The sequence below is a fragment of the Streptomyces apricus genome (genome assembly GCF_008369065.1).
In the GTDB taxonomy this organism is placed as follows: domain Bacteria; phylum Actinomycetota; class Actinomycetes; order Streptomycetales; family Streptomycetaceae; genus Streptomyces; species Streptomyces apricus.
Map to the genome: position 1 here is coordinate 1 of NZ_VDFC01000050.1, position 7,307 is coordinate 7,307.

The 7,307-nt window shown below is 72.0% G+C and carries 9 protein-coding genes; 2 read left to right on the top strand and 7 right to left on the bottom strand.

The window, feature by feature from the left end; translation table 11 throughout:
* Positions 1-77 precede the first annotated feature (77 nt).
* The 6 genes from FGF04_RS30260 to ribB are packed head-to-tail and all read right to left on the bottom strand — an operon-like array spanning position 78 to position 4,022.
* Positions 78-275, bottom strand: coding sequence for a hypothetical protein (locus FGF04_RS30260; protein WP_149514554.1), 198 nt, complete (start codon positions 273-275; stop codon positions 78-80).
* 1 nt (position 276) lies between these two features.
* Complete coding sequence (locus tag FGF04_RS30265) at positions 277-720, bottom strand: SRPBCC family protein (protein ID WP_149514555.1); 444 nt, start codon at positions 718-720, stop codon at positions 277-279.
* Positions 720-1,487, bottom strand: a complete 768-nt coding sequence (locus tag FGF04_RS40275) for an SDR family oxidoreductase (protein ID WP_188114295.1) — start codon at positions 1,485-1,487, stop codon at positions 720-722. The genes FGF04_RS30265 and FGF04_RS40275 overlap by 1 nt, the downstream gene beginning before the upstream one ends.
* On the bottom strand, positions 1,484-2,077 hold the full coding sequence (locus tag FGF04_RS40280) for a hypothetical protein (RefSeq protein WP_188114296.1): 594 nt from the start codon (positions 2,075-2,077) through the stop codon (positions 1,484-1,486). Before FGF04_RS40280 ends, FGF04_RS40275 begins: the two co-directional genes overlap by 4 nt.
* Positions 2,078-2,085: 8 nt before the next feature.
* Positions 2,086-3,333 carry a lysophospholipid acyltransferase family protein gene (locus tag FGF04_RS30275; protein WP_149514557.1) on the bottom strand — a complete coding sequence of 416 codons (1,248 nt, stop codon included), beginning with the start codon at positions 3,331-3,333 and terminating at the stop codon, positions 2,086-2,088.
* A 17-nt stretch (positions 3,334-3,350) separates the two neighbouring features.
* Complete coding sequence (gene ribB, locus FGF04_RS30280; RefSeq protein WP_149514558.1) at positions 3,351-4,022, bottom strand: 3,4-dihydroxy-2-butanone-4-phosphate synthase; 672 nt, start codon at positions 4,020-4,022, stop codon at positions 3,351-3,353.
* Positions 4,023-4,330: 308 nt separating this feature from the next.
* On the opposite strand from ribB, the gene FGF04_RS30285 reads away from it, so the two are divergent.
* Positions 4,331-4,852 (top strand): MarR family winged helix-turn-helix transcriptional regulator, encoded by a 522-nt coding sequence (locus FGF04_RS30285; RefSeq protein WP_149514559.1) that lies wholly within the window; start codon positions 4,331-4,333, stop codon positions 4,850-4,852.
* A 217-nt stretch (positions 4,853-5,069) separates the two neighbouring features.
* On the opposite strand, the gene FGF04_RS30290 is transcribed toward FGF04_RS30285, so the two are convergent.
* Positions 5,070-6,353 carry an adenylosuccinate synthase gene (locus tag FGF04_RS30290; protein WP_149514560.1) on the bottom strand — a complete coding sequence of 428 codons (1,284 nt, stop codon included), beginning with the start codon at positions 6,351-6,353 and terminating at the stop codon, positions 5,070-5,072.
* A 190-nt stretch (positions 6,354-6,543) separates the two neighbouring features.
* Here FGF04_RS30290 and FGF04_RS30295 point away from each other — a divergent pair.
* The coding region (locus FGF04_RS30295) for a diacylglycerol kinase family protein (protein WP_235882576.1) at positions 6,544-7,307 on the top strand (764 nt) is incomplete at its 3' end.

Genomic DNA, 7,307 nt, shown 5'->3' on the forward strand with positions numbered 1-7,307 from the left:
GGGGTGACGGGTCCGGTGCGGGGGATTTTCGCCGGACCCGTCACGATCGGGGGGAGGCAGCCGGCTCGGCGGCCGGTTCAGTCGAGACCGCGCAGGATGTGGTCCTCCGCGTACCCGACCTCCAGCCGGGCCAGGTGCAGCGGTGAGGGCGGCGCCCAGCAGTCCGCGCGGGCGACGGGCACGGACCGGAGCGGGGACGGGGAGGGGACGGCCGACGCCGTGCTCTCGGGCGAGGGGACGGGGACCGCGACGGGTGCCGCGCTGCCGGGCGCCACGTCAGGACACCCGCGCCTGGACCTGGGCCTGGGCCTGCTCCCGGGCGCGCCGCCCGGCCCGCCCGGCCAGCCGGTCCAGACGGAGGTCGGCGACGCCCGCGAACGCCGGGCGCAGCAGGGCGGCGAGTCCGCCCCGGTGGGTGAAGGAGTGCGTGACGTGGGTGCCCCCCTCGTGGGGGACCAGCTTCCAGCTGTTGGTCTCGGCCAGGCCGGGGACCTCCCAGCGGCCCTCGATGAGGGTGTCGCCGATGCTGAGGTACTCCCAGTGCCCGCGCAGGGCACCGCGGGCGACCAGGGGGTAGCGCCGTCCCGTGACGGCCTGCGAGGGACCCCCGACCGAGAGGAAAGCGGGGTTCCACTCGGCCAGGGCGGTGGGCTCCAGCAGGATCCGGCGCACGATGTGGACGGGTGCGGGGATCAGGATGTGCGAACCGGCGGTGCTCATCAGTACCTCATTCCTCCGTCGGTGCGGATGACCGTGGCGTTGATGTAGTCGGCGGCCGGGGAGGCCAGGAAGGCGATGGTCCCGGCGGTCTGTTCGGCCTCGCCGGTCCCGAGCAGGGACCGGTCGGCCATCCTCCGGCGCTGCGGCGCCGCCACGGAGGCGCCCAGACCGGTGTCGAGGATGCCCGGGGCCACGGTGGTGGTGCGGATGTTGTAGGAGGCGTACTCCTGCGAGACGGTCATGGCCAGGCCGTGCAGTCCTGCCTTGGAGGAGGAGTAGGCCGCCTGGCCCGCGTTCCCGGTCAGCGCGGTGATGGAGGAGATGTAGATGATGCGGCCGTAGCGGGCCCGCATCATGGTCTTCACCGCGTACTTGGTGCTCAGGAAGGCACCGCGCAGGTTGACCCGCTGCACCTCGTCCCAGTCCTCGACCGACATCCGCACCAGGGGCTGGTCGCGGGTGATCGCGGCGTTGTGGATGAGGACGTCGAGCCGGCCGAAGCGGCGGGCCTCCGCGGCCAGCAGGGCTGCCGTGTCCTCGGTGGCGACGTCACCGGGAACGAGCCGGAGCCGGTCCCGGTGCTTGTCGGCGAGGCGCTCCAGGTCGTCCGAGGGCGAGCGGTGGTTGGCCACCACCGCGGCCCCCTGGTCGAGGAGCGTCCGCGCGGTCAGCAGGCCGAGGCCCCGTCCCGCCCCGGTCAGGAGGACCACCCGGCCCTTCAGCGGGCTGTCCGGGGGCGCGGCGGCTGTCGTGACCGGGCTGCTCATGGCGTGCTCTCCCAGGTGTGGGCCGCGGCCGTCGCGGTGCCGGCCGGGCACATCGCGGCGACCGGGAGGTCGGCGGTGAACAGGTGGTCGGTGACCGGCGCGAGCCGGTCGTCGGAGAAGGGCCGTGGCCTGCGCAGCCGGGCGAACCGCAGGTTGTCCGGCCGGTGCGGCGGGTCCTCCACGATCAGGTGGGGCAGCAGCAGGTCGGGGCTCTTGTCCAGCAGGCCCGCGCTGTCCTCCAGGAAGCGCAGGCCCCGTTCGCGCAGCGCGGGCGGCATCCAGTCCAGGACGGGGACGTGCAGTTCGCTGATCACGCCGTCGCTGGTCAGGTCGGCCCGTGCGGCCACGTCGGGCGGCAGCCGCTCGGCCTCCTCGGCATACATCGGTACGGAGATGCGTTCCTGTTCGAGCAGGACGAGCAGGCATCCGCCGCCGTACAGGTGGTCCAGCACCCGGGCCGCCTGGGCCGGGCTCGGCCACAGCGCCGTGGGGGCGTAGTCGCCGGACGGGGACGTGCGCCAGGCGAGTCGACGGGGCCCGTCGAAGACCACCAGGGTGTTGCCGCACTGCAGGGACGCTGACGTGCTCATGGTTCGTCTCACCCCCTCGGGGTCGTGGGGCCGGCGCCGGCGCCGGCGAGCTGCTGGTAGTGGGCTTCGGCCCGGCGGCGCCGGTCCGCCGTCCTCGGGTCGGGGGCGGGGGCGTCGAGGACGTCCCGCAGCGGTCCCGCCGCCTCGCCGTGGTGGCCGACGGCGATCAGCGCCTCGGCGTACGCCATGGCGTACCGGGTGTCGTGGGCCCCCAGCCGGGCCGCGTGCCGCAGGTGTTCCAGCGCCTGCCGGCGGTCGCCGCCCAGGACGCGCGGCATCAGCAGGTACCAGCGGCCCAGCAGGTAACGGGCCATCAGGTGGTCGGGGTGTTCCGCCAGTACCTCCTCGGCGCCGCGCCGGACGCTCCGCAGGAGGGCGGGGCGCAGCGGTGCCGGGGCCTTCAGGGCGCGCAGTCCGGTGAGCCTGGCCGCCAGGACGCGGGCGTCGGCGCCGACCGGGTCGTCGGCACGCGCGAGGGTGGCCGGATCGGTGCGGCGGGCCAGGGTGATCAGGAGGCGCGCCTGCTTCACGCGCCGTTCGGGTGACAGTCGGTCGGTGTGGCTGAGCATCGTCTCGGTGACCGCTTCGGCGCGCCGGACGAGCTCCAGGGCCGCCTGCCGCCTGCGTCGCGGGCCGGGTTCGGTACGTGCGGTGTCCACCAGCAGTTCCAGCACGTCGCGTGCCGCCGCCACCAGGGCCTTGACCCGCTGGGGCCTGGGCAGCGCGGTGTCGTCGGGCAGCGGGGCCCCGAAGACGACGCGCACCCGGGCGTTGCGCGGCAGCGAGGCACCCTTGGGAAGGACGTGCTGCGCTCCCCACATCGCCACCGGGACGACCGGCACGCCGGCCCGGACCGCGAAGCGGAACGCGCCGTCCTTGAAGGGCAGCAGCGGCCAGCCCGGCCCGCGGGTGCCCTCGGGGTAGACCACGAGGGCACCGCGGTCGGCGAAGACACCGTCCACCGCGGCCAGCAGTTCCTTGCCGGGGCGGTCCCGGTCCACCGGGATCCCTCCCATGCCGTGGGTCCACCGGCTGCGCACCGGGTGCACGAAGGCCTCGGCCTTCGTGAGGTAGGAGGTGCGGGTGTCCCGCAGCGCGTCGAGGACGGCGTCGAGGACGAGGTGGTCGGCGAAACTGCTGTGGTTGGCGACGAGGACGAACGGCCCGTCGGCCGGCAGGTGCCGCACCCCTTCGAGTCCGGCGAGGAACTGGTGCGTGACCGCGGGTCTGGTGAGCGCGGTCGACGCACCGGCCATCCACCGGGGGATGCGGCTCACTTCACCCGCTCGATGCGGGTGGCGGCGTACTCCCGGAGCTTCTCGATGCTGGTGAGGACCAGGCCCTCGCGCCGGGCGAACTCGGCCAGGTGCGGCAGGCGCGCCATCGTCCCGTCCTCAAGGATGATCTCCACGATGACACCGGCCGGCGCCAGCCCCGCGAAGCGGGCGAGGTCGACCGCCGCCTCGGTGTGGCCGGGACGCTCCAGCACACCGCCCGGACGGGCCACGAGAGGGAAGATGTGGCCCGGGCGGCGCAGGTCCTCGCCGGTGCCGTTCAGGATGAGCTCGATCGTCTTGGCCCGGTCGGGCGCGGATATGCCGGTGGTGACGCCGTGCTCCGGGCCGCCGTCGACGCTGACGGTGAACGCGGTGCCGTGGTGGTCCTCGTTGCGCTCGACCATCGGGGGCAGCTGCAGCTTCTCGGCACGCTCCTCGGTCACCGAGACGCAGACCAGGCCCCGGCCGTGGGTGATCATGTAGTTGATGGCCGCGGCGTCGGCATGCTCCGCCGCCACGATGAGGTCCCCTTCGTTCTCCCTGTCCTCGTCGTCCACCACGACGACGAGTTCACCGCGGGCGATGGCGGCCACGGCCGCCGCGGCGTCGTCGAGGACGATCGGGGCGTCGAGGTCGGCGGGAGCACTTTCAAGGATCTGCGCGGTCATTTCGTTTCCCTTTGCTTGACGTGGGCTTGAGCTGAGGTCGTGCACCGGTCAAGAAGTCGACGGCGCAACATCGATGGTCTGTCATCGTTGTCGCAACACCGATGCCTCATCATGCATGTCCCAGCATCGTTGTTGCAACAACAATCTGGGTGTCCGAAAAAAGTAGTAGTCGGCCCTCCGGATAGGCCGAATATCACGTATATCGATGACGTAGCATTGAATGATGTGGCATGGATGCCGCATCATCGAGAAACGATGTGGTCACCCGCCTGGTGAGCCACTCGCCGACCCAGCACCTTGGAGCCGCCATGTCTCGCCCCCCGACCGCTACGGACACCGCCGCGCCCCCAGGGGCCGCAACGGCCGATCCCCCGCACTACGACTCGGAACTGCGCTACCTCCTGCTGGCGGCGCAACGCGAGGGCGCCCGCCAGATGACCGCGCAGCTCCGGCCCTTCAACCTGACTCCGGCCCAGGCGGAGATCCTGCTGGTGCTCGCCGAGCGCGCCCCGCTCACCCTCGCCGAGGTGGGCCGTCTGATCGTGTGCGAGAGCGGCAGTCCCAGCCGCATCGTCGACACCCTCACCAAGCGCGGCCTGGTCGACCGCGAGCCGGGCCAGGTGGACCGCCGGGTCGTCTACCTGCGGCTGACGTCACGCGGGCAGGAGCTGATCCCCGTGCTGCGCGCCATCGACGCCCGCACCGACGCCATGGTCGTCGACCGCCTCAGCATGGAGGAGCAGGCGGTGATGACCCGCGGCCTGCGCCGGATCCTGGACGGCACCCCCAGCGGGACGGCCCTCGCGGCGCGCTTCGAGTACGAGGTCTGACCGGCCGGCGCCCACTCGTCCGGCCGTCCGCCGGCGTCCGGACCGTGGCCGCCAGGACCCACCGGAACGACACCGTGCCCCCGGCGGCCGTCAGGGGCTGCCGGGGGCACGGTGTCGTCACCCGCGTACCGTCACGTGGGTCAGATGCCTGATGCCAGACGTCAGGCATCAGGCGTCAGGCGTCAGGCGTCAGGTGTCAGGCGTCAGGCGTCAGGCGTCAGATGAACGAGTTGACCTCGATCGTCTCCGTGCGGCCCGGGCCGACGCCGATGGCGGAGATCGGGGCGCCGGACATCTCCTCCAGCGCCTTCACGTACGCCTGGGCGTTCTTGGGGAGGTCGGCGAAGGTCTTGGCCTTCGTGATGTCCTCCGACCAGCCGGGCAGGGTCTCGTAGATCGGCTTCGCGTGGTGGAAGTCGCTCTGTGAGTACGGCAGTTCCTCGACGCGCTTGCCGTCGATCTCGTACGCCACGCAGACCGGGATCTGCTCCCAGCCGGTAAGGACGTCGAGCTTGGTGAGGAAGAAGTCGGTCAGGCCGTTGACGCGCGTCGCGTACCGGGCGATGACCGCGTCGAACCAGCCGCAGCGGCGGTCCCGGCCGGTGGTGACACCGCGCTCGTGACCGATCCGGCGCAGCGCCTCGCCGTCCTCGTCGAACAGCTCCGTGGGGAACGGACCCGCCCCGACGCGCGTCGTGTACGCCTTCAGGATGCCGATCACGCGGCTGATCTTCGTCGGGCCGACGCCCGAACCCGTGCAGGCGCCGCCCGCGGTGGGGTTCGACGATGTCACGAAGGGGTAGGTACCGTGATCGATGTCCAGCAGCGTGCCCTGGCCGCCCTCGAAGAGGACCACCTTGTCGTCGTCGAGCGCCTTGTTGAGCACCAGGACGGTGTCGGCGACGTACGGGCGCAGCTTCTCCGCGTAGGTCAGCAGTTCCTCGACGACCTGGCCGGTCTCGATGGCGCGGCGGTTGAAGACCTTGGTGAGCAGCTGGTTCTTACCGTCGAGGGCCGCCTCGACCTTCTGCGTCAGGATCGACTCGTCGTACAGGTCCTGGACGCGGATGCCGACGCGGTTGATCTTGTCGGCGTAGGTCGGGCCGATGCCCCGGCCGGTGGTGCCGATCTTCCGCTTGCCGAGGAAGCGTTCCGTCACCTTGTCCACCGTCACGTTGTACGGCGTGATGATGTGCGCGTTTCCGCTGATGAGGAGCTTGGACGTGTCGACGCCTCGCTCGTTCAGCCCGTTCAGCTCGGAGAACAGGACCGACGGGTCGACGACGACTCCGTTACCGATGACCGGGGTGCACCCCGGCGAGAGGATTCCGGAAGGGAGGAGGTGGAGGGCGTACTTCTGATCGCCCACGACCACCGTGTGGCCGGCGTTGTTACCGCCTTGGTAGCGCACCACATAGTCCACGGAACCACCGAGCAGGTCGGTGGCCTTTCCCTTGCCTTCGTCACCCCACTGAGCACCGAGCAGCACAAGTGCGGGCACGCGCGTACACCCCTTCCGGGCGGGGCATGTCCAAGGTCGGGGACGTACGCTGCCGCTTCTGGTATGGCTGCGTACGCCGGCGACCACCTTCGGCCGCGACCGTCGGACCGGATGCCCCGGAATAGACGAAGCCCCTGGCGCAATCGCGCAAGGGGCTCTTGCACAAAGATGCTACCCGAGGAAGCGAGGCATGACCGAGGTGGCGACTTCCGACCAGCTCCTGGTGGTCATCGACCCGGTCGCCCGTCACGGTGACGGTGAGGCGGTACGGATCGCAAAAGACGTGCTCAGCGCGGGTGCGACGACGAAAGTGTGCCTCCCCGACGGACCCGAGGAATTCGACCGGGCACTGGTCCGCAAGGGGTCGCGGCGGCCCGTCGTGATCGGGGACGACCGGGCGCTGCTGCGTGCCGTGACCCTCCTGCACCGGCGGCGCGAGCTGGCCGGATGTGCGCTGTCCCTGGTGCCGGTGGGCGTGGACGCCGGCGCCCTGTCGCTCGCGCGGGCCCTCGGGGTGCCCCTGGGGGCCGTCGCGGCGGCCCGGGCGGTGCTCGACGGCACCGAACGGCGGCTCGACCTGCTGGTGGACGACAGCGACGGGGTGGTGCTCGGCGCGCTGCGGATCCCGCCGCTGGGCGGGGGCGCGGACGATCCCGGCGCGCACACCGGCTCCGGCGCCCACGGCCATGCGGGTTCCGGGTCCGGGTCCGGTTCTGGGGCCGTGGGCGGTGCCGGCTCCCCGGATGACGGCGGCTCCTCGCACCTCCACCTCCACTGGCTGCGCACCTGCCAGTCCCTCGTCCGTACGCTCGCCGCGCGTCCCTCGCGGGGTACGGCGCCCGCCGCACCGGGGCCCACGCGGCTGCGGATCGAGGTCGACGGCCGCACCCTCGTCGATCTGGACCAGCCCGTGTCGGCCGTGTCCATCACCGCGGGAGGCGGTGGGGACGGGGG